We start from the raw sequence: 23847 nt of genomic DNA, 5'->3' as shown, positions 1-23847 counted from the left end.
CTCACAAGCACCCACACGAATTGCTTGATTCAACTTGTTAAAGAGCAGTTGGTTGCGACCGTGTCGCTAACCGAGGCGCGCATTCTACGCTGTCCCCACATCCTGTCAAGCGTTGATTTGAACTTTTTCGTTTCAACTCAACCACTTGCGCTTGCCTGACCGGTCTAACCAATCTCGGCAGCGGGAGGCGAATCCTACAGCATCCTGAGACGCTGTCAACCCCTCCGCTTCATTTCGTTGCCACCCTGAGGTGAGAGCCAAATGGCGAAGAATCCGTGGACCCCTCGCCCGACCCAGACCTAAATGCTTGATTTTCAAGCCGCTTCAGCGTCTGCGCCGGAAGTGGGGCGCATTATAGGGGAGTTTCAGAACAGGTCAACAGTTATTTTACGACTGAGTTGCAGCGGATCAATTCGGCCATGTCCCTGACAGCCTGCTTGAAGCCGACGAAGACCGCCTGGGCGACGATGGCATGGCCGATGTTCAGCTCGTTGATACCCGGCAGCGCCGCGATGGGCTGGACATTATGGTAGTGCAGGCCATGACCGGCATTGACCACCAGCCCGAGGCCGGTGGCGAATTCCACCGCCCTGGCCAGGCGCTGCAGCTCATGGGCCTGCTCTTCCTGGGTCTCGGCTTCGGCATAGCGACCGGTGTGCAACTCGATCACCGGAGCACCGCTGTCCTTGGCCGCCTGGATCTGCTGCAGATCGGGATCTATAAAGAGGGACACCTCGGAAGCGGGCAGTGCGGCGATGGCGGCACGGATGCGCTGCACCTGACCCAGCACATCCAGGCCACCTTCGGTGGTCAGCTCTTCCCGGCGCTCGGGCACCAGGCAGACGTGCTCGGGCCGGATCTCCTGGGCGAAGGCCAGCATCTCGGGGGTCAGGGCGACTTCGAGATTCATGCGAGTCTGCAGGAGGTCGCGCAGCAGGCGGACATCCCGCTCCTGGATATGGCGACGATCCTCGCGCAGGTGCAGGGTGATGCCATCCGCCCCTGCCTCCTCGGCATCCAGCGCCGCCTTGACCGGATCGGGATAGCGGGTACCCCGGGCCTGGCGCAGGGTGGCGACATGATCGATGTTGACGCCCAACAGAACACGACTGAACTCTTTCATGGCTTATTCACTTGGCTTGGCGAACAATTCGCGACTCATCAGGGGTTTGCTGCCCAGGTGCGGCGCCAGGGCCTGGCGCATCAGGCGCTTGGCAGCGCGGACTACGGTGGGATCGTCCCACTCGCCACGCTCCAGTGCCAGAATTTCCGCGCCGGCCAGACAGCCCGGGCGAACTTCGTCAACGGCTTCGAAGCCCTGGTCCGGAATGAAGCGATAGAGGCGCTGGGCGTCGATGGCCTGGCCATCCAGCGCCAGCGCCAGCGAGAAGCCGTAGCCCAGCAGGTCGAGCAGGCGCCACTCGAAGGTACGCAGCAGGGGCTCGACCGGTCGCCCCTGGGCGAGGGCCGCCAGGGTCAGACCATAGAGTTCGAAAAGCGCGGGATAGGGATCTTCGGCGGGCAGTAGCCGGACCAGCAACTCATTCAGATAGAAGCCGCTGAACAGCGCCTGCCCCTGGAGCAGATAGGGCGGCGCCAGGGCCGCCACCTTTTGCAGATTCTTCAGCTCCCCTCGCCCACTGAGCTGAGCCTCGAGGGGAATGAAGGGCCTGGCCAGACTTCCGGAGCGGGAGCGGGCCGCGCGCAACACCGTACGGACCCGGCCGAAGGCGCCGAACACGTCCACCAGCGCACTGCTTTCCCGATAGGGACGCGCATGCAGGACGAACAGCGGCTCGGACGCCTGCATCGCTAGAGGTCGGAATAACCCAGAGAGCGCAGGGCGCGCTCGTCATCGGACCAGCCGCCTTTGACCTTGACCCAGAGGTTGAGCATGACCTTGGCGTCGAACAGGGTTTCCATGTCCTGGCGGGCTTCCTGGCCGATGCGCTTGATGCGCTCGCCGGCCTGGCCGATGAGAATCTTCTTCTGGCCATCGCGCTCGACCAGGATCAGGCCATGAATGTGCAGCACCCCGTTGTCGTACTTGAATTCCTCGATCTCGACGGCGACCTGGTAGGGCAACTCGGCCCCCAGCTGACGCATGATCTTTTCGCGGATCAGCTCGGCCGCGAGGAAACGACTGGATCGGTCAGTGATCTGGTCTTCGGGGAAGAAGTGCTCGCCCTCCGGCAGGCGCTCGGCGACCAGCTCTTCGAGGGCGTCGAGATTGTGGCCGTGCTGGGCAGAGATCGGAATGAGCGTGGCTTCCGGCAATCGCTCCTGCAGCCATTGCAGGTGCGGCAGCATGTCGGCCTTGTCTTCCAGACGATCCAGCTTGTTGACGGCGAGCAGCACCGGGCACTTCACGAAGCGTACCCGCTCCAGCACCATCTGGTCTTCGTCGGTCCAGCGGGTACGATCGACCACGAACACCACGACGTCCACATCGCGCAGGGCGGTGACGGCCGTCTTGTTCATGAAGCGGTTGAGCGCCTTCTGGTTTTCCTTGTGCAGACCGGGGGTATCCACATAGATGGTCTGCACCTCACCCTCGGTCTTGATGCCGAGCATGTTGTGCCGGGTGGTCTGCGGCTTGCGCGAGGTAATGGCCAGCTTCTGCCCGAGGATATGGTTGAGCAGCGTGGACTTGCCGACGTTGGGACGGCCGACGATGGCGACGTAGCCGCACCGCGATGCCTTCAGCTCATCATTCATGACCATTCTCCACGCCCAGGGCGATCAAGGCCGCCGAGGCGGCTATCTGTTCGGCGATACGGCGACTGGCGCCCTGCCCCGTCGTCTTTTCGTTGAGCATGGCGATCTCGCATTCGACAAAGAAGACCCGGCAATGGGGCTCTCCTTCGATGGCGACCACCTCGTAGCGCGGCAGGTCGCACGCCCGCGCCTGGAGAAACTCCTGCAGGCGGGTCTTGGGATCCTTGTTGGTATCCACTGGCGTCAGTTCGCGCAGTTGCGGGCCGAGCCAGGCCATGACCCGATCCTTGGCCGCATCCATGCCGGCATCCAGATAGATGCCGCCGATCAGGGCTTCCATGGCATCGGCAAGGATGGATTCGCGGCGGAAGCCGCCGCTCTTCAGCTCACCGGACCCCAGGCGCAGGTAGTCACCCAGCTCGAAGCTGCGCGCCAGCAAGGCCAGGGTCTCGCCTTTCACCAGCTTGGCGCGCAGGCGGGACAGCTGGCCTTCGCGGGCCTGGGGGAAATGATCGTAGAGGGCTTCGCCGATGATGAAGTTGAGGATGGCGTCGCCGAGGAATTCGAGGCGTTCGTTGTTGCGACCGGCAAAGCTGCGGTGCGTGAGGGCGAGCAGCATCAGGTCCGGGTCCTTGAAGGTATAACCCAGCCGACGCTCGAGGCGATCTAGAGATAATGTCACGGGAGATTTATACGGAAATCACGATTGAAACGAACGACCAGATCGATGTTGCGGATCAGGTGTTCACGTTTTTCATAGTCGAGGTGGATCTGCAGGTGGTTGCCGTCGGCTTCGACGCGCATGGCCTTTTGCAGATCGAGATCACGGATGTCGTTCACCTGCATACCCTTCCCCACGTAGCTGTAGACGTCGGACACGCTGCGAATCTGGTTATCGGGGTTGTCGCCGATGGATTCGATGACCTTGGTCAGAGCATTGTAGTCCAGGTAATGCGGCACGAGCTTCATGGCCGTACTGGCCAGGAAGGCGATGACGCAGAGTGCGAGCAGACCACCGAGAAACGACAGCCCCTGCTGACGCGACGGACGACCAGACACTCTGCGTTCATTCATCTGATGATACCTACGCGAGACAGGGTGGGCATGCTCTGCAGCTTGGGCTCCGGCCAGCTCAGCCAGACGGCGAAGGCCTTGCCGACGATGTTGCGGTCGGGAACCATGCCGAGCAGGTCACGGGGAATGCTGGGATCGTCCCAGTAGCGACTGTCGTTGGAGTTGTCGCGGTTGTCACCCATCATGAAGTAGTGACCGGCCGGCACCTTCCATTCGTGGTCGGGCTCCATGCGGTATCGGGTCATCTCTTCGCGGATCAGGTGCTCGGCCTTGCCGAGCTGCTCCTTGAACAGCTTGACGCTGCCCAGGGAACCCGGCTCGTCACCCACCAGTTCCTCGCTGACGCGCTGGCCGTTGATGTACAGCTGCTTGTCGCTGGTATAGCGGATGGTATCGCCCGGCACCCCGATGACGCGCTTGATGTAGTTGACGCTGGGATCGCTGGGATAGCGGAACACCATGACGTCGCCACGCTGCGGATCACCGATCGGGATGACCTTGAGGTCGATCACCGGCAGGCGGATGCCGTAGGCGAATTTGTTCACCAGGATGAAGTCGCCCACTTCCAGGGTCGGCTTCATGGAGCCCGAAGGAATCTGGAACGGCTCCACCAGGAAGGATCTCAGGATCAGCACGATGGCCAGGACGGGAAAGAACGACTTCCCGTACTCGACCAGCGCCGGTTCCTTGTTCAACTGCTCCAGTACCGCGGGATCAGGCTCGCTGACCTGCTGCCCGTAGGTCTGGATCGCCTTGCGACGACGCGGTGCGAGCACCAGCAGATCGATGAGTGCCAGGGCGCCGCAGACGGCGACCGCGAGAACCAGCAACAGAGGGAAGTTCCAGGACATGGGCTTCAGCTATCCACCTTGAGCACGGCCAGGAAGGCCTCTTGAGGAATCTCTACGCTACCAACCTGCTTCATGCGCTTCTTGCCCGCCTTCTGCTTTTCCAGCAGCTTGCGCTTACGGGACACGTCACCGCCGTAGCACTTGGCCAGAACGTTCTTGCGCAGCGCCTTGACCGTGGTCCGGGCCACGATCTGACCGCCGATGGCCGCCTGGATCGCCACGTCGAACATCTGCCGCGGGATCAGCTCCTTCATCTTCTCGGTCAGGGCGCGACCCTTGTAGTGCGCCTTGTCGCGATGGACGATCAGCGCCAGGGCATCGACCTTCTCGCCGTTGATGAGGACGTCGAGCTTGACCAGGCTGGCGGCTTCGAAGCGATCGAAGCTGTAGTCCAGCGACGCATAGCCACGGCTCACCGACTTGAGGCGGTCGAAGAAGTCCAGGACCACCTCGTTCATCGGCAGGTCGTAGCTGACCTGCACCTGGCTGCTGAGGAACTGCATGTCGCGCTGGACGCCACGCTTCTCGATGCACAGGGTGATGACGTTGCCCAGGTGCTCCTGGGGTACCAGGATGTTGGCGCGCACGATGGGCTCGCGCATCTCGGCGACGGAGGCCAGGTCCGGCAGCTTGGACGGGTTGTCGACATAGATGATGCTGCCATCCTTGAGCACCACCTCGAACACCACGGTCGGCGCGGTGGTGATGAGGTCGAGATCATATTCGCGCTCCAGGCGCTCCTGGATGATCTCCATGTGCAGCATGCCGAGGAAGCCGATGCGGAAGCCGAAGCCGAGGGCCTCCGAGCTTTCCGGCTCGTATTGCAGGGCCGCATCGTTGAGGGTCAGCTTCTGCAGGGCTTCGCGGAAGTCCTCGAAGTCGTCGGAGCTGACCGGGAAGAGACCGGCGTAGACCTGCGGCTTGACCCGCTGGAAGCCCGGCAGCATGGCCACGTCCGGGGTGGCGCTGAGGGTCAGGGTGTCGCCGACCGGGGCGCCGAGGATTTCCTTGATGCCGGCGATGATGAAGCCCACCTCGCCCGCCTTGAGATCGACCGTCTCGGTGTGCTTGGGCGAGAAGACGCCGACGCTGTCGACCTGGTGCACCTTGCCGGTGGACTTGACCAGGATCTTGTCGCCCTTCTTGACCCGCCCGTGCTTGACGCGCACCAGCGAGACGACGCCCAGATAGTTGTCGAACCAGGAGTCGATGATCAGCGCCTGCAGGGGCGCGTCGATCTCGCCCTCGGGCGGTGGAATGACCTTGACCAGTTGCTCGAGGACATCGGGTACGCCCATGCCGCTCTTGGCACTGCAGGGCACGGCGTCGGTGGCGTCGATGCCGATGATGTGCTCGATCTCGGCCTTGACCTTGTCCGGCTCGGCCTGGGGCAGGTCCATCTTGTTCAGCACCGGCATGACCTCGAGGCCCTGCTCGATGGCGGTGTAGCAGTTGGCGACCGACTGGGCTTCCACGCCCTGCCCCGCATCCACCACCAGCAGCGCGCCTTCGCAGGCGGCCAGCGAACGGCTGACTTCATAGGTGAAGTCGACGTGGCCGGGGGTGTCGATGAAGTTGAGCTGGTAGGTCTTGCCGTCCTGGGCCTTGTAGTACAGCGTGACGCTGTGGGCCTTGATGGTGATGCCGCGCTCGCGCTCGAGATCCATGGAATCCAGGACCTGGGCCTCCATTTCTCGGTCGCTCAAACCACCACAGATCTGGATGAACCGATCCGCAAGCGTCGACTTGCCGTGATCGATGTGGGCGATGATGGAGAAATTGCGGATATGGCTCAGATCACTCACGAATCAGCACTCGAATAGCCAGCAGCGGAACATCCGCCGGGAAAATAGCGGGGGAGTTTACCTGAATGCGGCAAACAAGGGGACTCGCGCCGTTCGAGCGGACAAAAAGAAGGGGCAGTCGCCTGCCCCTTGCTTCGTCCCCTGCCGTTACTTGCCCGGCAGTTTGAAGGTGATGAAGCTGGCGCGACCCTCACGCACCACGCGCATAGAGATGGAGCGCCCTGCCGGCAGTGCCGAGGTGATCTTCTCGAAGGCGGCGGCGGATTCGATGGGCTGATTGTTGAGGTGGGTGATGACGTCGCCCGGACGCAGGCCGATGGCCGCGGCAGGACCGTCGCCACTGAGCTTGTTGATGACCACGCCGCCCTGGATGTCCAGGGTCTTCTTCTGCTCGGCGGTCAGGTTGGCCACGGCGATGCCCAGGCGATTGCTGGCCCGATCGGAGCCACGCTCGCCACCGGAAGCGGCCTGGTCGTCCTTGGGCATGTCGCCCACGGTGACGCTCAGGTTTTGCCGCTTGCCTTCACGGATGATCTCCATGTCGGCCTTGGCACCCGGCTTGAGATTGCCGATCAGGTGCGGCAGGTCGGCGGATTCCTCGATCTTCTGGCCATTGACCGAGAGGATGACGTCGCCGACCTTGATGCCGCTCTTGGCTGCAGGACCGTCGTCCAGGGTCTGGGCGACCAGGGCGCCGGCCGGACGATCCAGGCCGAAGGATTCGGCGAGATCCTTGTCCACTTCCTGAATGACCACGCCCAGCCAGCCGCGGCTGACCTTGCCTTCGGTCTTCAACTGATTGGCCACGTTCATGGCGACGTCGATCGGAATGGCGAAGGACAGCCCCATGAAGCCACCGGAGCGGGTAAAGATCTGCGAGTTGATCCCGACTACCTCACCCTTGAGGTTGAACAGCGGACCTCCGGAGTTGCCCGGGTTGATGGCCACGTCGGTCTGGATGAAGGGCACATAGCTTTCGTTGGGCAGGCTGCGACCCTTGGCGCTCACGATACCGGCGGTGACCGAGTGATCGAAGCCGAAGGGCGAACCTATGGCCAGGACCCATTCACCGACCTTGAGCTGATCGGAATTGCCCAGCTTGAGGGTGGGCAGGTCCTTGGCGTCGATTTTCAGCAGGGCCACGTCGGTACGGGGATCCGCGCCGATCAGCTTGGCGGTGTGATCACTGCGGTCGGACAGCCGTACCAGGATCTCGTCGGCATCGGCGACCACATGGTTATTGGTCAGAATGTAGCCATCGGGCGAGATGATGAAGCCCGAGCCGAGAGACTGGGCCTGCTCCTGCTTGCCGCGGGGACCGCGCGGCATCTGCGGGATGCTGCGCTCGAAGAATTCACGGATGCCCGGCGGCAGGCCTTCCAGATCGGGCATGGTCATGGCGCCGGCGCCACGACCTTCGGGAATTTTCTGGCGGGTGCTGATGTTGACGACCGCTGGAGATGCCGCCTCGACCAGGCCGGTGAAATCCGGCAGATCGGCCCGAGCCATGGCCGTCAGTCCCATCAGCCAGAGCCCCATCAGGGCGGCCGTGTAATGCTTTAGATTGCGCATGCGCGTGCAGCTCCACTCTATCCAATGACTTGAACACATCGCTGGCGACCTGTCTGTTCCGCAACGGCGGCACAGTCAGAGACGACTGGCAGCAGAAATAGCACGGCCTTGCTGAACGATAGCTTTCGAAGCATTTTGCGCCCCATCCGGACATCCGGCAGGCAAAAAAAACGGCGCCCGGAACAGAGTCCGGACGCCGTTTCGAGGTGAAGCCAGCGAATCAACGCTGGGCAGGGGCTTCCTGCTTTTCACCTGCCATCGGCTTGTCAGCCTTGGCTTCGGCATTCGCCTTGGTGCTTTCTTCGCTGAAGCTGGCCAGCACGGCCGGGCTACGCGCGGGTTGCGGCACGGTCAGCTGGCTCGGCGCCTGCTGGGCCAGACCTTGGGTGGAGACGTCGGACTGGTTGTACATCCGCACGCCTGCCAGTACGGCGAAGGTCACGGACGCGGCGACCGCGACACGACCCACGCTCGACCAGCCACTCTTGCGCGCCTGAGCAACGACGGGCGCTGCCGGTGCTGCGACGGCCTCATCACGCTCCAGCGTGGTGGTGACGCCTTTGGCGATATCCAGATTCGGCAGCATGGGCTCACCGCGAATCACGGCGCTGACCATGGCGTAGCGCGACCAGGTGGCGCGCAATTCCGGGTCCTTGCTGACCTCGGCGATGACACGCCGGGTTTCGAATTCGTCCGCTTCGTTATCCATAACAGCGGACAGGGATTCCAGCAGGGCTTCACGACTCATACGTATTACCTCTCTAAAAGCTGTCGCCGCTGTCTATGCATCACGCAGCAGGGGCTGCAATGCTTTGTCTATCGCTTCCCGAGCTCGGAAAATCCGAGACCGGACCGTTCCCACCGGACATTGCATGACGTTCGCAATGTCCTCGTAGCTGAGGCCTTCGAACTCACGAAGGGTCAGCGCGGTGCGCAGATCTTCCGGGAGCTGCTGGATGGTCCGATGCACGGTGGCCTCGATCTCATCCCGCAAAAGGGACCGCTCTGGGGACTCGATATCCTTTAGAGCATGGTCGCCTTCATAAAATTCCGCATCTTCGGCACTGACGTCGCTGTCCGGTGGACGACGACCCCGGGCAACCAGATGGTTCTTTGCCGTGTTGATGGCGATGCGATAGAGCCAGGTGTAGAAAGCACTATCGCCACGGAAGTTCCCGAGCGCGCGATAGGCTTTGATGAAAGCCTCCTGAGCGACGTCCTGGGCTTCCTGGGTATCGTGGACGAAACGCACGATCAGACCGAGAATCTTGTGCTGATACTTGAGCACCAGCAGATCGAAAGCACGCTTGTCGCCGCGCTGTACGCGCTCGACCAGTTGTTGATCCTGCTCCTGGGTGGGCAGGGCTTGCTTGCTGTCCTTGGCTTGCAGCTCGGTATCGTCCTTGCTTTCACTATCGACGCGCGCTGCTAGACTGGGCTGTTGCACGAAAGTTCTCCCCTCCACAGCAGTTGATGAGCGAGCACTAAGATGGCTGCTGATCGCTCCTGGGTGTCACTGAATTAGCTTTGGCAGATGGCCCATTCTCGTCTTGGCATTCCGGCCGCACGGATGAGCAATTATCTGTACATAGACCCCGCCTGACGCCCGCGAGTTCCCTGCCGATCCATCCGATGGCTATGCCGTCAGCCGCCTTGTTCCTATACTCGCCGTCCCGGTGAGAAGGAAACGTCATGGCGCGTCATCTGGAATTCGATGTCCTGGTAATCGGCAGTGGCGCCGCGGGCCTGACGCTCGCGCTCAATCTACCGGCGACGCTGTCCATCGCGGTCTTGAGCAAGGGCGAACTGGCGCATGGTTCGACCTACTGGGCGCAGGGTGGCGTCGCCGCCGTACTGGACGAAGGCGACACCGTCGAGGCGCACGTGCAGGATACCCTAATAGCGGGCGCCGGGCTGTGTGACGAAGGCGCCGTGCGCTTCACCGTCGAGCACAGTCGCGAGGCCATGCAGTGGCTGATCGACCAGGGCGTGCCCTTCACCCGCGAGCAGGACGCCGGCAAGGGCGGCCTGGGCTTTCACCTGACCCGCGAAGGCGGCCACAGCCACCGGCGCATCATCCACGCGGCCGATGCCACCGGCATGGCCATCTTCGACACCCTGCTGCGCACCGCCGAAGGCCGGCCCAACATCCAGTTGCTCAGTCAGCGGGTGGCGGTGGATCTGATCACCACGGAAAAGCTCGGCCGGCCGGGCGCGCGTTGCCTGGGCGCCTATGTGCTCGACCGGACCAGCGGCCAGGTCGATACCCTGCACGCGCGCTTCACGGTGCTGGCCACCGGCGGCGCCAGCAAGGCCTACCTCTATAGCACCAATCAGGACAGCGCCAGCGGCGACGGCATCGCCATGGCCTGGCGCGCCGGCTGTTCGGTGGCCAACCTGGAATTCAACCAGTTCCACCCCACCTGCCTCTATCACCCCCATGCGCGCAGTTTTCTGATCACCGAAGCCCTGCGTGGCGAAGGCGCCGTGCTGCGCCTGCTGGATGGTGAACGCTTCATGCCGCGCTTCGACCCCCGCGCCGATCTCGCCCCACGCGACGTGGTGGCGCGCGCCATCGACCACGAGATGAAGCGCCTGGGCATCGATTGCGTCTTTCTCGACATCAGCCACAAGCCGGCGGACTTCGTGCAGGAGCACTTTCCCACGGTCTATCGCCGCTGCCTGGAACTGGGCATCGACATCACCCGGGATCCGATCCCGGTGGTGCCGGCCGCGCACTACACCTGCGGCGGGGTGCGCGTCGACCAGCACGGGCGCGCGGACCTCGGCGGCCTCTATGCCATTGGCGAAACCAGCTGTACCGGTCTGCACGGTGCCAATCGCATGGCCAGCAATTCGCTGCTGGAGTGCTTCGTCTATGCCCGCTCGGCGGCGCTGGACATCCAGGCGCAAGCGGCCGAGATCGGCATGCCGCGCGACCTGCCCGACTGGGACGCCAGCCAGGTGACGGACTCGGACGAAGACGTGGTGATCGCCCACAACTGGGACGAGTTGCGGCGCTTCATGTGGGACTATGTCGGCATCGTGCGCACCACCAAGCGGCTGGTGCGCGCCCGCCATCGCATTCGCCTGCTGATGGACGAGATCGACGAGTTCTACAGCAACTACAAGGTCAGTCGCGACCTGATCGAATTGCGCAACCTGGCGCAGGTGGCGGAGCTGATCATCGAAAGCGCTCTCACCCGCCAGGAGAGTCGCGGTCTGCACTTCACCCTGGACTATCCACAACTCGCCAGCAGCGCCCGGGACACTATTCTGGTGCCGCGAACCGGCGCGGAGCGAAGCGAAGTCTGACTCTCAGGCGGCGATGGGCGTCCGCGGCGAGGCTGTCGCGGGCGATGCAGAGACTGCGGGTACGTCTCGCCGCTGGCAGCCGATAGCGCAGGACCACCAGCCGCGGCAGGGCCAGGCTGTCCGGGCGCAGCTGGATGGCCTGCCAGCCGGTCGCCGGCGACCAGAGCTGCCAGCCTTCTGCGCCATGGCGCAAACCGCGCGGCACCTCTGGACAGCGCTGCTGGAGCTGGCGCTGGCGCACCCGGTGCCAGGACCAGAGCACCAGCAGCGTCAGGAGTGGCTTGAGCGTCCAGGGAATGGCCGCAAGCCAGGGACAGATCCCCGCGGCGAACGCGGCCAGGGCATGCAGTCGCAGGAGGCCGGCGGAGGCGCTCCAGCGACATTCGAAAGGCTCAAGCCGGCTGGACACGGTCCAGGATCATGCGCACGATGATCTGCAGATCGGCGTCTTCCGGTTCACCGCGCTGCATGAACCAGTGGAACATGTCCTGATCCTCGCACTCGAGCAGCTTGCGGTAGCGGGCCTGGTCTTCCGCGCCCAGGGAGGCATAGACCTCCTTAACGAAGGGAACCAGCAATACATCCAGTTCCAGCATGCCGCGACGGCTGTGCCAGTACAATCTGTTGAGTTCGGTAGCTTCGGTACTCATGGGGACTCCTGCGACAATCGGCGCAGTATAAGCCCGAAGCGCCCCGCCGCGCAGTGCGCCTGACATTCCCCCCGGGCGAGCCTATGATGAGCGGCTTCACTCGACACGGAGCTGCAGCCGCAATGGCCGACTCGCCGTATTTCTGCCGCTTGACCCACGAAGGCGTCCTGGCCATCCGCGGGGTCGATGCGACCAAGTTTCTCCAGGGGCAGGTCACCTGCAACCTCAACTATCTCGCTGACGACCAGGCCGGCCTGGGAGGGCGCTGCACGCCCAAGGGACGGCTGGTCTCCAGCTTCCGCATCGTCAAGCAGGCCGACGGCTATCTGCTGGCGATGGCCGCGGAGCTGGTCGAGCCGCTGCTGACCGATCTGAAGAAATATGCGGTCTTCTCCAAGTCGGTGCTGACCGACGAAAGCGCGCAATGGCAACGGCTGGGACTTTCGGCCGCCGGCTTCGCCAGCGCCTATCCCGACGTGGCGCTGGGCGAGCAGGCCAATGCCGTGGCGCCGCTCGAGGGCGGCTTCGCCCTGCGGTTGGAGGATAGCCGGGTAGAGACCTGGCGCGCGGCCGACGCAGCGGCGCCGGCGCTGCCGGAGGTGGCACTCGACGAATGGCTGCTGGCCCAGGTACGGGCTGGCGTGGGCCAGGTGTTCGGCGCGACCCGCGAGCTGTTCGTCCCGCAGATGATCAATCTGCAGGCGCTGGATGGCGTGAGCTTTCGCAAGGGTTGCTACACCGGCCAGGAGATCGTCGCGCGCATGCAGTACCTGGGCAAGCTCAAGCGGCGCCTCTATCGCCTCGCCAGCAGCGAGCAGCCCCCTGCCGTGGGTACCGAGCTGTTCTCGCCGGTGCATGGCAGCAGCGTGGGCGAGGTGGTGCTGGCCGCGGCCAGCCCAGCGGGTTGCGAATTCCTGGCGGTGCTGCAGGGCGATGCCGCCGAGGACGGACGTGTCTCGGTGGGCAGCTCGGACGGGCCAAACTGCCGTTTACTCGATTTGCCCTACTCACTCGATAGCGATCGTGAAATAAAGCGCTGAAGGTTGGGATCGCCTTTATCCGCTCCTCACACAGGTACGTCATGACTCCTCTTGCCGAAAAAGTTGTCCAGGATCTTCTCCACGCGATAGACACCGATCGCGTGGTGCTGCCCACCCTTCCCGAGGTGGCACTGAAGGTCAGAGAAGCGGCCGAAGACCCCAACGTGGGCGTTGCCGAGCTGAGCCGGGTGATCGCCATGGACGCCGCCCTGACGGCGCGCCTGATCAAGGTGGTCAACAGCCCGCTCCTGCGCACCAGCAAGGAGATCACCGACCTGCAGATGGCGGTCGGGCGCCTGGGTATCAACTACACGGCAAATCTGGCCACGGGCTTGGCCATGCAGCAGATGTTCCAGGCCACCAGCGACGCCGTGGATCGCAAGATGCGCGAGGTCTGGAGCCAGGGCACCGAGATCGCCGCCATCAGCCATGCGCTGTGCAAGAAGTACACGCGGCTGATGGCCGACCGCGCCCTGCTCGCCGGCCTGGTGCACCAGATCGGCGTGCTGCCGATCCTCACCTATGCCGAAGAACAGGAAGACCTGCTGGCCAACGCCATCACCCTCGACCAGGTGACGGCGCGCATTCATCCGCAGATCGGCGAACGCATTCTCAAGGTCTGGGATTTCCCGGCCGACATCGCCTGCGTACCGCGGGAATATCTGGCACTGGAGCGGCAGCCCGCGGCGGCCGACTACGCCGATATCGTGCAGGTCGCGACCCAGCTGCACGCGCAGCGCCAGGGTCAGCAGGAGATCGCGGTCCAGACGCTGCCCGCCGGTATCCGCCTGGGGCTGAACAACCAGCCGGATCCGGCCCAGGATCAGTCCTTCTGGGACGCGGTGGAACAGTCGCGCACCCTGCTCGGTTGAGCCTAGGCTTCCTCGGCGGGAAATTCGACCCGTACCCTTAGCCCGCCGAGCGCGCCGTCCAGCAACTGGATGCGCGCCCGGTGGGCAGCGCAGATCTCACCGACGATGGCTAGTCCCAGACCGGCGCCCCCGGATTGCGGATCCAGACGCTGAAAGCGCTCGAAGACCTTGGCCCGCGCATTGGCCGGAATGCCGGGGCCGTCATCCTCGACTTCCAGCACCGCCGGGGCCAGCACCCGCACCACGATGTTGCCACCTGACTGGCTATGGGCCAGGGCGTTTTCCACCAGATTGCAGAGCAGCTCGTTGAGCAGTGTCGGCTCGCCGATCACCGGCGCCTTGGCGAAGGGCTCGAAGGCCAGGGCGACGCCCTTGGCATGGGCCAGGGGGGCCAGCACCATGGCCAGTTCCCTGGCCAGATCGCTGAGCTCCAGGCGTTCGGCGCCGCCTTCGGCGATGGCCTGGGCGCCGCTCTCGATCCGCGCCAGTGACAGCAGCTGGTTGGCCAGGCGCGCCAGGCGATCGGTGCTGGCGCGGGTCTCTTCCAGGGTGGCGTACCAGGCCTGGGGCTCGCGCTCGCGCAGGCCCAGTTCGACCCGCGCCTTGATCGCCGCCAGCGGGGTGCGCAATTCGTGGGCGGCATTGGCGATGAAGTCCGCCTGACGCTCGAAGAGCCGCCGCAGGCGCAGGGTGAAGCCCTCCAGGGCATGCACCAGCGGCAGCAACTCCTGGGGCGCCCGCACCTCGGGCAGCGGCCGCAGGTCGTCGACGCCCCGCTCTTCCACCGCCTGGCGCAGGCGCTCCAGCGGGCGCAGGGCGGCCCCTACTGCCATCCACACCAGCAGGATGGCACCCAGCCCCATCAGTCCGAGGCGGATCAGGGTGTCGGTGAGCAGACTGCGGGCCACCTCCTCGCGGGCTTCGGCGGTCTCGGCGACGCGGATCTCGGCCATGCCGGTGAGATCCGGCTGGCTGACCGGCTGGGCCAGGCTCACCACCCGTACGTCCTTGCCGCGATAGGTGCTGTTGTAGAAGCGCGCCAGGGCCGGATAGTCGCGGGTCAGCGGAGCGTCCGCTGGCGGCGGCGGAATCTCTTCGTAGCCGGAGATCAGCCGGCCGCGGGTATCCAGTACCTGGTAGAAGATGCGCCCGACGTTGTCGTAGGCGAAGTTGTCCAGGGCGATGTAGGGCACGTCGGCGCGCAGGGTGCCATTGGTGGCCGACAGGCCGGCGGCGATGGTACGGGCCGAGGCCAGCAGCGTCCGGTCATAGGCCACGTCGGCCAGCCGCCGGCCATTGAGATAGGCGGCCAGGCTGCTGACCGCCAGGATCACCGCCAGGAGCACGACCAGTCGCAGCAGCAGTCGCCCACGCAGACTGCCGGCCGCCTTCGCCACTTCAGCCATGCTGCTCTTCCAGCAGATAGCCCAGGCCACGGAAGGTGACGATGCGTACCGCGCCAGCTTCCAGCTTCTTGCGCAGGCGGTGGACATAGATCTCGATGGCCTCGGGACTGGCTTCCTCGTCCAGGCCGAAGACCTGGGCGGCCAGTTGCTCCTTGCTCATGACCCGTCCGGGGCGGGCGATGAGCGCGGCCAGCACGGCGTGCTCGCGCGAGGTGAGCGACAGCGCCTCCTCGCCCAGGGTGAAGCGCGAGGTGTTGAGGTCATAGATCAGCGGGCCGCAGCGCTGCTGGCGATCGCCGCCCAGCACACTGCGGCGCAGCAGGGCCTTGACCCGGGCTTCCAGTTCGGTGAGTTCGAAGGGCTTGGCCAGGTAGTCGTCGGCGCCTAGGTTGAGCCCCTGTACCCGATCCTTGACCTCGCCGCGGGCGGTGAGCATCAGTACCGGCAGGCGATCGCCGCGCTCGCGCAGGCGCGCCAGCACCTCGAAGCCATCCATGCGCGGCAGGCCGACGTCGAGAATGGCCAGGGCATAGCTTTCGCTCTGCAGGGCCAGGTCGGCGGCCACGCCATCGTTGAGCAGATCGACGTTGAGTCCGGCATTCTTGAGCGCCTGGGCGACGCTTTCGGCCAGTGGCGGATGATCTTCGACCAATAGGATGCGCACGCTGACAGCTCCCGCTCAAAAAATCCGAGTTTACCGGATACCGGCCGGCTGGCCTGCAGCCGGAACCCCACTATCGCCGCCTTTCGCATCTGAAAGGCTGTTGAAAGCTTGGCGGTCTAGAGTGAAAGGTAGCGGTCCCAGAACCGCATGATGCTTGCCCAAGCGCCACCCCTGGTTGGCCAACAACAATAACAAGCGGAACGACATCCATGCTCGCCCTCGCGCAGCTCCACGTGCTCCCGTACCCCCTCTCCGAACGATCGCCGCCCTGGCGAGCCTGAGCCGTGTCCGCCTGTCAGCTTCTGAAATAACAACAAAAGGAAGACGTCGATGAGCACCACCTTGCGCACCCTCACCCTGACCCTGGCCGCCTCCGTGCTGCTGTCCGCCCAGGCCATGGCCGAACCTAAGCGTCCCGAATGCATCGCCCCGGCCTCCCCGGGTGGCGGCTTCGACCTGACCTGCAAGCTGGCCCAGAGCGGCCTGGTGGAAGCCAAGCTGCTGGACAAGCCCATGCGCGTGACCTACATGCCCGGCGGCGTGGGCGCGGTGGCCTACAACACCGTGGTGGCCCAGCGGCCGGCGGACGGCGATACCATCGTCGCCTTCTCCAGCGGTTCGCTGCTGAACCTGGCGCAAGGCAAGTTCGGTCGCTTCGACGAGAAGGCCGTGCGCTGGCTGGCGGCAGTGGGCGCCAGCTATGGCGCCATCGCGGTCAAGGCCGATTCGCCCTACAAGACCCTGGGTGACCTGGTCGAGGCGCTGAAGAAGGACCCGAGCAAGGTGGTGATCGGCTCCGGCGGTACCGTGGGCAGCCAGGACTGGATGCAGACCGCACTGATCGCCAAGGCTGCCGGCATCAATCCCAAGGACCTGCGCTACGTGGCCCTGGAAGGCGGCGGCGAGATCGCCACCGCGCTGCTGGGTGGGCATATCCAGGTCGGCAGCACCGACATCTCCGACTCCATGCCCCATGTCGAGGCCGGCAACATGCGCCTGCTGGCGGTCTTCGCCGTGCAGCGCTTCGACGAACCGGCGATGAAGGACATCCCCACCGCGCGCGAGCAGGGCTACGACATCGTCTGGCCGGTGGTCCGCGGCTTCTATGTCGGCCCGAAGGTCACCGACGAGCAGTACAACTGGTGGAAGACCAGCTTCGACAAGCTGCTGGCCTCCGACGACTTCGCCAAGCTGCGTGATCAGCGCGAACTCTTCCCCTTCGCCATGACCGGCTCCGAGCTGGACGCCTATGTGCAGAAGGAAGTCGCGCGCTACCGCGGCATGGCCAAGGAATTCGGCCTGATCCAGTAACGAGCCCCCGCCCCTGGCGCCCTTCCGGGCGCCTTCGAGGATGTCGACATGATCTTCCAACGCGCCTTCATGGCGGTCTGGCTGGTGGCCGGACTCGTCATGCTGTTCATCGCCCGGGATTACCAGGCGCCCTTTTCCTACGAGCCGGTCGGTCCGCGGGCCTATCCGATGCTGATGTTCGGGCTGATGAGCCTAGGCCTGGCCTATCTGATCATCCGCCCCACGCCGATCGGCGATGGCGAAGACCAGAAACCGCTGGACGCCTCCTCGCTGCGCAAGGTAGTGGCCTGCTGCGCCATCCTGCTGGGCTATGCCCTGACCTTCCAGCCGCTGGGCTTTCCGCTGAGCGCCTTCATCACCGCCACCCTCTGCGGTCTGCTCTATGGCGGTCGCCTGATGCCCTGCGCCCTGGTCAGCCTGCTGCTCGCCATCGGCCTCTATGTGCTGTTCGATCGGGTGATGGAAGTCCCCCTACCCCTTGGCGTGCTGGAATTCCTGGAGGGCTGACATGGATACCTTGAATTTTCTGATGCAGGGCTTCGGCGTCGCCATGACGCCGACCAACCTGATCGTGGCCCTCATCGGCACCCTGATCGGCACCGTGGTCGGCCTGCTGCCGGGTCTCGGGCCGATCAACGGCATCGCTCTGCTGATCCCGGTGGCCTTCGCCCTGGGTCTGCCGCCGGAAACCTCGCTGATCCTGCTGGCAGCGGTCTATCTGGGCTGCGAATACGGCGGGCGGATCTCCTCGATCCTGCTAAACATCCCCGGCGAAGCCGCGACCATGATGACCTGCCTGGACGGCTATCCGCTGGCCCGCCAGGGCATGGCGGGCGTGGCCCTGTCGCTGTCGGCCTGGAGCTCCTTCATCGGCGCCTTCATCGCCACCTGCGGCATGGTGCTGTTCTCGCCGCTGCTGGCGAAATGGGCAATCGCTTTCGGTCCGGCGGAATACTTCGCGCTGATGGCCCTGGCCATCCTTAGCCTCTCCGGCATGGCCGCCGAGAAGCCGGTCAAGACCCTGGTCGCCGCCCTCTTCGGCCTGGCCATCGCCTCCGTGGGCATCGATGCCAACAGCGGCGTCTACCGCTTCACCTTCGACAACGTGCACCTGGCCGACGGCATCGACTTCGTGATCCTGGTGCTGGGTCTGTTCTCGGTGAGCGAACTGCTCCTGCTGCTGGAGCAGACCCATCATGGCCAGGTCGCGGTCAAGGCCACCGGGCGCATGCTGTTCAACGTGCGCGAAGCGCGCAGCGTGTTCATGGTCAACCTGCGCAGCTCGGTGAGCGGCTTCATCATCGGCGTGCTGCCGGGTGCCGGCGCGACCCTGGCCAGTGCCCTGGCCTACACCACCGAGAAGCGCATGGCCGGTGCCGATGGCAAGTTCGGCAAGGGTGACCTGCGCGGCCTGGCAGCGCCGGAAACCGCCATCGGCGCGGCGGTGTGCGGCAACATGATTCCCATGCTGACCCTGGGCATCCCCGGCTCGGGCACTACCGCGGTGATGATCGGCGCCCTGACCCTCTACAACATCACCCCCGGCCCGCTGCTGTTCCAGAACGAGCCGAATCTGGTGTGGGGTCTGATCGCCTCGCTGTTCATCGCCAACGTGATGCTGCTGATCCTCAACGTGCCCATGGTGAAGATGTTCACCAAGATCCTCGAGGTGCCGAACTGGTCGCTGGCCCCGGCCATCGCCATCATCACCGGCATCGGCGTCTATGCGGTGCACGCCACCACCTTCGACCTGGTGCTGATGGTCTGCGTGGGCATCTTCGGCTACATCATGCGCAAGCTGGACTTCCCGCTGTCGCCGCTGCTGCTGGGCTTCATCCTCGGCGAGCTGATGGAAACCAGCCTGAGACGCGCACTGTCGATCTCCAACGGCGACATGGGCATCCTCTGGCAGAGCGGTATCAGCCAGGCTATCTGGATCGTCTGCATCCTGATGGTGGCCCTGCCCTTCTACCGTGCCTGGCGCAAGCGTCGCGCGCCCAAGCCCGCGACCGCCTGAGGTCGGCGACACCCGCGCCCGCGGCCGGAGTCCTTCCGCCCGCGGGCTTTTTCGTTCAAGAAGTTTTGAAGCTCTTCTTCGGATAGATATCGTAGCGGCTGGACTTGCCCTCCAGCACGTAGCCGGGCTTGGCGCCTTCGATGGCCGGCGCCTTGCGCGGGCGCTTGACCACCACCCGGTGACTGGCGCGGGCCAGGGCCGCGGCCAGCAGCGCCGGGGCGTCCAGGTCGTCGCCCACCAGCGGCCGGAACAGGCGCATCTCCTTCTTCACCAAGGCGCTCTTGTCGCGGTGCGGGAACATGGGATCCAGGTAGATTACTTCGGGCGCCTCGCCCTCTCCGCGCTGCAGGTAGGCGGTGGAGTCGGCCTGCACCAGGGTCATCAGGGCGACTATGCCAGCCGCCTCGTGATCCCGTGCGGCGCGGGCAAGGCCGTCTTCGAGCAGGGCAGCGATCAGCGGCTGGCGCTCGACCAGCGTCACCGCACAGCCCAGGGTGGCCAGCACGAAGGCGTCACGCCCCAGACCCGCGGTGGCATCGAGGATGCGCGGACGCACGCCCGGGCCGATCCCCACCGCCTTGGCGATCATCTGGCCCGCGCCGCCGCCGAACTTGCGCCGGTGCGCCGCCGCGCCCTCGACGAAATCCACCCGCACCGGACCCGGCGCCTCCGGGCCGCGCTGCACCAGTTGCAGGCCCTGGGCGCCCACCTGCACGGCGAATTCCTCGGTGGTGGCGCTGCCCAGGGGCAGGCCCAGGCGCGCGGCCCAGGCCGCGGCGGCCTCGGTGAAGGCGGGTTCCAGGGCTTCGACGATAAGCGCGGGGTGGGCGGTGGACATGGGCGACTCGCAGGCGAAAAGACCCGTCATTCTACCGGCAGACGCGAAAGCCACCCATGTCGACATGGAAATGATCGCGGTGCGCCGCGTTGTAGTCCGGTCCCAGGGTGGTATTGAAGGACCGGCAGGCCCCGTCGCGCACCAGCCGCAGGAAGCGCTGGGCCTGGGGATCGCCGGTCCAGTCCCGCGCCACGCTGATGCGCCGCCCATCGGCCAGGCGCAACCCGGCGATGTCCAGGGCATTGGCGGTGGCGTGCTGACTGCGCCGGCCACTGGCGCGGCCATAGATATTGCGGCAGGCGAAGCTGCCATAGTGCTCCACCTCGGCCACCCGCTGGCCATAGACGGCTTCGGCCGCCGGCTGCAGCGCCTGTCGCTCGAACAGCGCGAAGCTCACCGCCAGGGGACAGCTGGCGACAAAGCTGCCGCTGAGTCTCACCCCTTCACCGCGCTGGATGCGCACGGCCCGCTCCAGCGGACAGTCGGCCGACCCCGCATTGCCGCGCAATTCCCGATAGTTGAGCGCCGAGGTGGCCAGGGACGCCGCGCAATAGTCGGCATCAGCCTGCAGACGCCAGAGCTTGAGGCGAGTGACGGCATTGGTGGGGGCCTGGATATCCAGCGGCGCCCAGGGATTGTAGGCCGGCGGGATACGCAGCCAGCCCTGGTCGAAGGCGGTATGCAGACCGCCATAGAGCAGGATGACGAGACCGAGCAGGTGTCTGGCTTTCATGCGGCGCGCCGAAGGAGATTCGCGAGGCGGTAGACCTCATCTGACCGGAGCGAGCCGCGGGAATGCCGGCGAAAACGTCGCCAAACGTATCGCGACAACCGGCGTGGGCTAGAGCAGACCGAGTTGTTCGGTGTCGGCGGTGCTCAGCTCGGGCAATGCCGGCAGACCGGGCAGGCGTTCGCGCAGCTGGGCATGGAATCTCAGGGCCAGCTCGGGCGCCTGGCGGTTGTCCGGGGTGTGCAGGAAGACATAGGGCACCTTGCCCGCCTCGATCCAGTCGGCCACCCGCGTGACCCACTTGGCCAGGTAGTAGTCGTTGGCGGCCAACTCCAGGCGGCCGATGAAGCGCACCTGGGGATGCTCGCTGAACGCCAGGGCGCGAGCCGGAACCCGCGGTTTCTTGGCTTGGGCCAGGCGCACGGCCGGCTCACTCGGATCGGCGCTGAACAGCGCGGCCGAATCCAGGCCGACGCGCTCCACGCCCAGGTCCATGAGCAGCCGGTTCAGGGCCCGCTCGGACTCGCCCTTGTCGAAAAAGGCCAGGTGCCGGACCTCCACCGCCAGGGCGCAACGCGGCGCCATGGCCGAGAGAAAGACCTGCAGTTCCTTGAGCCGATCGGGCCCGAAGCCCGCTGGCAGTTGCAGCCACAGGGGGCTGGCCCGTTCACCCAGGGGCGCCAGCAATTCGAGAAAGGTACGGGCGCTGGCGAGTTGCACCCGCAGATCCTCGGCATGGCTGATGTCGCGGGGAAACTTGGCGCAGAAGCGAAAGCCGGTCGGCATCAATTCGGCCCAGCGGCGGATGGTGTCCGCCGCGGGCCAGGCGTAGAAGGTGGTGTTGCCTTCCACGGCGTTGAACACCTGGGCGTAACGCGGCAGGAAATCACCCGGACGCAAGCCGTGGTAGAGGCTCTCGCGCCAGGCGTTGTCGTTCCAGGAGGGGCAGCCGAGAAAGTACGGCAGCATCAGGCGTAGAGGTCGAGGCCCACGACGCTGGAGGAGCCGTCCGGCTCGGCGCCGAAGGCGGCGGTGCTGCCGTAGCTGGCCAGGGCCTGCTGGGCACGGGCAGTGAGCTGACTGGCGAAGCGCCCTTCGCGCTCGCTGAGCACCAGGCCGTTACCGTTACCATTGTCGGCATCGGTCGCCGCAGCCGCTTCCACACGGCGGAGGGGTGCGACGTCGGGCCGGGGATTGCCTGCGGCCTCCCGGGCGATGGCATTCTGGCGGGCGTCCTCATCCTTCGCCACCTCGCGTACGGGCGTGACCGCGCGCGAGGAACGATTCAGGGGATAAGCAGAGGAGGCATAGCCGCTGTCAATGCGCATGGCAGGTCCCGAACGGATGGCACTACTCTAAGTAGGGTCGAAAGCTATGACAATCAAGGGCCGGACGCCCGTCGCGACCGGCGGACGAGCGGCATCTACAGCTTGGACGTCAGACTATTACGCGTGGTTTCCTGCCGTCAGACCGACTGCTTGGGAGTGGCGACCCGATCACGCAGATAAACGGGTTGCGCCGCTTCGGACTCGGCCGACACGGCTTCGCCGCGCTGCCAGGCGGTGGCCGCCAGAACCGCCAGGTCCCGGGCATGGGGCAACAGAGTGGCATCCTGCTCGATCAGCGGCACGGCCATGCGGCCGACATAGCCCCAGCCGGTGCCGGCACCGAACCAGTCGCCGGTGGCGGCGGCCGGCAGGGCAATGGCCTCGGGCGCCAGCACGGCTTCCGCCCCCGCGAGCACCATGGCCGCGCCGTCGAGGCGATAGCAGCCCCAGTAGACCTCGTCCATGCGCGCGTCGATGGCCGCAGCCACCTGGGTCACGCCGCGCTCGCGCCAGGCGCGCTGGGCGATGATCGCCAGATTCGACACCGGCAGTACCGGTCGGTCCAGGCCGAAGGCCAGGCCCTGCACCACGCCGATAGCGATGCGCACGCCGGTGAAGGCGCCCGGACCACGCCCGAAGGCGATGGCGTCCACCTGCGCCAGACTCAGACCGGTCTCGGCCAGCAGCTCCTGCACCATGGGCAGGACCCGCTGGGCATGCAGGCGCGGCGCGATCTCGTAGCGATGGATGATCTCGTCGCCCAGGTGCAAGGCGACCGAGCAGGCTTCGGTGGCGGTGTCGAGGGCGAGCAGGATGGACATGGGGCAGATCCGCAACTGGGAAAAGGGCTGCGCATTCTAGAGGAAGACGGGTCGCGAGGGGACCCGCCCATCGGTCGTGACGCCAGGACGGCGCCTTGACCGGACCGCCTGCAGGCACAGGCGGCCGTGACCGGCGCTTAGTTCAGCGCCTGCAGCACCTTGGCGGTGATGGCATCCACCGAACCCACGCCCTCGATGCGGCTGCACTTCGGCGTGCCCTGGGCGGCGCCCAGCTTCTGGTAGAAGTCCACCAGCGGCTTGGTCTGGGAATGATAGAGGTCCAGACGCTTGCGAATGGTGGCTTCGCGGTCGTCTTCGCGCTGTACCAGCGGCTCGCCGGTCAGGTCGTCGGTGTCGGCAACCTTCGGCGGATTGTGCTCGATGTGATAGACGCGACCCGAACCCGGGTGCACGCGGCGACCGGACAGGCGCTGGACGATTTCTTCGTCATCCACGGCGATTTCCAGCACGTGGTCGATCTTGACGCCGGCGGCTTCGAGGGCCTCGGCCTGGGGAATGGTGCGCGGGAAGCCGTCGAACAGGAAACCCTTGGCGCAATCGGCGTCGAGGATACGCTCGCTGATCAGGGCGATGATGATCTCGTCGGAGACCAGGCCACCGTTGTCCATGATGTCCTTGACCTGCAGGCCCAGGGGCGTGCCGGCCTTGACCGCGGCCCGCAGCATGTCGCCGGTGGAAACCTGCGGAATGCCGAATTTCTCAGTGATGAACCGGGCCTGAGTACCTTTGCCGGCACCGGGCGCTCCCAGCAGGATTACGCGCATCTGTAGCTCCTTAGAATGGTCTCGGACTGGCAGCCCGCGCAGGGCGCTGT

The 23847-nt window shown here is 65.2% G+C and carries 26 protein-coding genes; 6 read left to right on the top strand and 20 right to left on the bottom strand.

The window, feature by feature from the left end:
• Positions 1 to 382 precede the first annotated feature (382 nt).
• From pdxJ to rpoE, 10 genes are all read right to left on the bottom strand, one after another.
• Positions 383 to 1123 (bottom strand): pyridoxine 5'-phosphate synthase, encoded by a 741-nt coding sequence (gene pdxJ / locus EC839_RS22585; RefSeq protein ID WP_007162000.1) that lies wholly within the window; start codon positions 1121 to 1123, stop codon positions 383 to 385.
• A 3-nt stretch (positions 1124 to 1126) separates the two neighbouring features.
• The gene (gene recO / locus EC839_RS22580; protein ID WP_007161999.1) at positions 1127 to 1810 is read right to left on the bottom strand and encodes a DNA repair protein RecO; all 684 of its coding nucleotides are present in this window, start codon (positions 1808 to 1810) and stop codon (positions 1127 to 1129) included.
• 2 nt (positions 1811 to 1812) lie between these two features.
• Complete coding sequence (gene era, locus EC839_RS22575; protein ID WP_007161998.1) at positions 1813 to 2718, bottom strand: GTPase Era; 906 nt, start codon at positions 2716 to 2718, stop codon at positions 1813 to 1815.
• Entirely contained in the window at positions 2711 to 3400 is a 690-nt protein-coding gene (gene rnc, locus EC839_RS22570) for a ribonuclease III (protein WP_007161997.1), read from the bottom strand. The genes era and rnc overlap by 8 nt, the downstream gene beginning before the upstream one ends.
• Complete coding sequence (locus tag EC839_RS22565; protein WP_007161996.1) at positions 3397 to 3792, bottom strand: DUF4845 domain-containing protein; 396 nt, start codon at positions 3790 to 3792, stop codon at positions 3397 to 3399. The genes rnc and EC839_RS22565 overlap by 4 nt, the downstream gene beginning before the upstream one ends.
• On the bottom strand, positions 3789 to 4643 hold the full coding sequence (lepB, locus tag EC839_RS22560; protein ID WP_007161995.1) for a signal peptidase I: 855 nt from the start codon (positions 4641 to 4643) through the stop codon (positions 3789 to 3791). Before lepB ends, EC839_RS22565 begins: the two co-directional genes overlap by 4 nt.
• 5 nt (positions 4644 to 4648) lie before the next feature.
• The gene (gene lepA, locus EC839_RS22555; protein ID WP_007161994.1) at positions 4649 to 6448 is read right to left on the bottom strand and encodes a translation elongation factor 4; all 1800 of its coding nucleotides are present in this window, start codon (positions 6446 to 6448) and stop codon (positions 4649 to 4651) included.
• A 147-nt stretch (positions 6449 to 6595) separates the two neighbouring features.
• Positions 6596 to 8020, bottom strand: coding sequence for a DegQ family serine endoprotease (locus tag EC839_RS22550; RefSeq protein WP_007161993.1), 1425 nt, complete (start codon positions 8018 to 8020; stop codon positions 6596 to 6598).
• A gap of 220 nt (positions 8021 to 8240) precedes the next feature.
• Entirely contained in the window at positions 8241 to 8768 is a 528-nt protein-coding gene (locus tag EC839_RS22545) for a sigma-E factor negative regulatory protein (protein ID WP_007161992.1), read from the bottom strand.
• 33 nt (positions 8769 to 8801) lie between these two features.
• Positions 8802 to 9383, bottom strand: a complete 582-nt coding sequence (gene rpoE / locus EC839_RS22540; protein ID WP_026083736.1) for an RNA polymerase sigma factor RpoE — start codon at positions 9381 to 9383, stop codon at positions 8802 to 8804.
• 329 nt (positions 9384 to 9712) lie between these two features.
• Here rpoE and nadB point away from each other — a divergent pair, with 329 nt between their 5' ends.
• Positions 9713 to 11335, top strand: coding sequence for an L-aspartate oxidase (gene nadB / locus EC839_RS22535; protein WP_007161990.1), 1623 nt, complete (start codon positions 9713 to 9715; stop codon positions 11333 to 11335).
• On the opposite strand, the gene EC839_RS22530 is transcribed toward nadB, so the two are convergent.
• Together EC839_RS22530 and EC839_RS22525 are read right to left on the bottom strand one after the other, a co-directional pair.
• The gene (locus EC839_RS22530; RefSeq protein ID WP_007161989.1) at positions 11292 to 11744 is read right to left on the bottom strand and encodes a protein YgfX; all 453 of its coding nucleotides are present in this window, start codon (positions 11742 to 11744) and stop codon (positions 11292 to 11294) included. The genes nadB and EC839_RS22530 overlap by 44 nt on opposite strands.
• Positions 11728 to 11985 carry a succinate dehydrogenase assembly factor 2 gene (locus EC839_RS22525; RefSeq protein WP_007161988.1) on the bottom strand — a complete coding sequence of 86 codons (258 nt, stop codon included), beginning with the start codon at positions 11983 to 11985 and terminating at the stop codon, positions 11728 to 11730. The genes EC839_RS22530 and EC839_RS22525 overlap by 17 nt, the downstream gene beginning before the upstream one ends.
• Before the next feature lie 122 nt (positions 11986 to 12107).
• Between EC839_RS22525 and EC839_RS22520 the strand changes: the two genes are divergently transcribed.
• Positions 12108 to 13025, top strand: a complete 918-nt coding sequence (locus tag EC839_RS22520) for a folate-binding protein YgfZ (protein ID WP_007161987.1) — start codon at positions 12108 to 12110, stop codon at positions 13023 to 13025.
• A 41-nt stretch (positions 13026 to 13066) separates the two neighbouring features.
• Positions 13067 to 13897 (top strand): HDOD domain-containing protein, encoded by an 831-nt coding sequence (locus EC839_RS22515; protein WP_027598573.1) that lies wholly within the window; start codon positions 13067 to 13069, stop codon positions 13895 to 13897.
• A 2-nt stretch (positions 13898 to 13899) separates the two neighbouring features.
• On the opposite strand, the gene EC839_RS22510 is transcribed toward EC839_RS22515, so the two are convergent.
• Positions 13900 to 15303, bottom strand: coding sequence for a sensor histidine kinase (locus EC839_RS22510; RefSeq protein ID WP_132833165.1), 1404 nt, complete (start codon positions 15301 to 15303; stop codon positions 13900 to 13902).
• Positions 15296 to 15967: a response regulator gene (locus EC839_RS22505; RefSeq protein WP_007161984.1), complete on the bottom strand. Its 672-nt coding sequence runs from the start codon at positions 15965 to 15967 to the stop codon at positions 15296 to 15298. The genes EC839_RS22510 and EC839_RS22505 overlap by 8 nt, the downstream gene beginning before the upstream one ends.
• A gap of 330 nt (positions 15968 to 16297) precedes the next feature.
• On the opposite strand from EC839_RS22505, the gene EC839_RS22500 reads away from it, so the two are divergent.
• Genes EC839_RS22500 through EC839_RS22490 form a run of 3 tightly spaced genes read left to right on the top strand, consistent with a single transcriptional unit; the run spans position 16298 to position 19295 of the window.
• Positions 16298 to 17278 carry a tripartite tricarboxylate transporter substrate binding protein gene (locus tag EC839_RS22500; RefSeq protein ID WP_132833164.1) on the top strand — a complete coding sequence of 327 codons (981 nt, stop codon included), beginning with the start codon at positions 16298 to 16300 and terminating at the stop codon, positions 17276 to 17278.
• Positions 17279 to 17326: 48 nt separating this feature from the next.
• Positions 17327 to 17785 (top strand): tripartite tricarboxylate transporter TctB family protein, encoded by a 459-nt coding sequence (locus EC839_RS22495; RefSeq protein ID WP_007161982.1) that lies wholly within the window; start codon positions 17327 to 17329, stop codon positions 17783 to 17785.
• A 1-nt stretch (position 17786) separates the two neighbouring features.
• On the top strand, positions 17787 to 19295 hold the full coding sequence (locus tag EC839_RS22490) for a tripartite tricarboxylate transporter permease (protein ID WP_007161981.1): 1509 nt from the start codon (positions 17787 to 17789) through the stop codon (positions 19293 to 19295).
• A 55-nt stretch (positions 19296 to 19350) separates the two neighbouring features.
• On the opposite strand, the gene EC839_RS22485 is transcribed toward EC839_RS22490, so the two are convergent.
• From EC839_RS22485 to adk, 6 genes are all read right to left on the bottom strand, one after another.
• The gene (locus tag EC839_RS22485; RefSeq protein ID WP_007161980.1) at positions 19351 to 20133 is read right to left on the bottom strand and encodes a class I SAM-dependent methyltransferase; all 783 of its coding nucleotides are present in this window, start codon (positions 20131 to 20133) and stop codon (positions 19351 to 19353) included.
• Positions 20134 to 20164: 31 nt separating this feature from the next.
• The gene (locus EC839_RS22480) at positions 20165 to 20866 is read right to left on the bottom strand and encodes an extensin family protein (RefSeq protein ID WP_007161979.1); all 702 of its coding nucleotides are present in this window, start codon (positions 20864 to 20866) and stop codon (positions 20165 to 20167) included.
• 108 nt (positions 20867 to 20974) lie between these two features.
• Entirely contained in the window at positions 20975 to 21832 is an 858-nt protein-coding gene (locus tag EC839_RS22475) for a DUF72 domain-containing protein (RefSeq protein WP_007161978.1), read from the bottom strand.
• The gene (locus EC839_RS22470) at positions 21832 to 22191 is read right to left on the bottom strand and encodes a hypothetical protein (protein ID WP_007161977.1); all 360 of its coding nucleotides are present in this window, start codon (positions 22189 to 22191) and stop codon (positions 21832 to 21834) included. The genes EC839_RS22475 and EC839_RS22470 overlap by 1 nt, the downstream gene beginning before the upstream one ends.
• A gap of 137 nt (positions 22192 to 22328) precedes the next feature.
• Positions 22329 to 23012, bottom strand: coding sequence for a tRNA (adenosine(37)-N6)-threonylcarbamoyltransferase complex dimerization subunit type 1 TsaB (tsaB, locus tag EC839_RS22465; RefSeq protein WP_007161976.1), 684 nt, complete (start codon positions 23010 to 23012; stop codon positions 22329 to 22331).
• Positions 23013 to 23149: 137 nt separating this feature from the next.
• Positions 23150 to 23797, bottom strand: coding sequence for an adenylate kinase (gene adk, locus EC839_RS22460; protein ID WP_007161975.1), 648 nt, complete (start codon positions 23795 to 23797; stop codon positions 23150 to 23152).
• Between the last annotated feature and the right edge of the window lie 50 nt (positions 23798 to 23847).

It is taken from the genome of Pseudomonas sp. JUb52, from assembly GCF_004341115.1.
Taxonomy (GTDB): domain Bacteria; phylum Pseudomonadota; class Gammaproteobacteria; order Pseudomonadales; family Pseudomonadaceae; genus Chryseomonas; species Chryseomonas oryzihabitans.
Note: the sequence above shows the minus strand (reverse complement) of the source record. Positions and strands in the feature narration are given on the sequence as shown.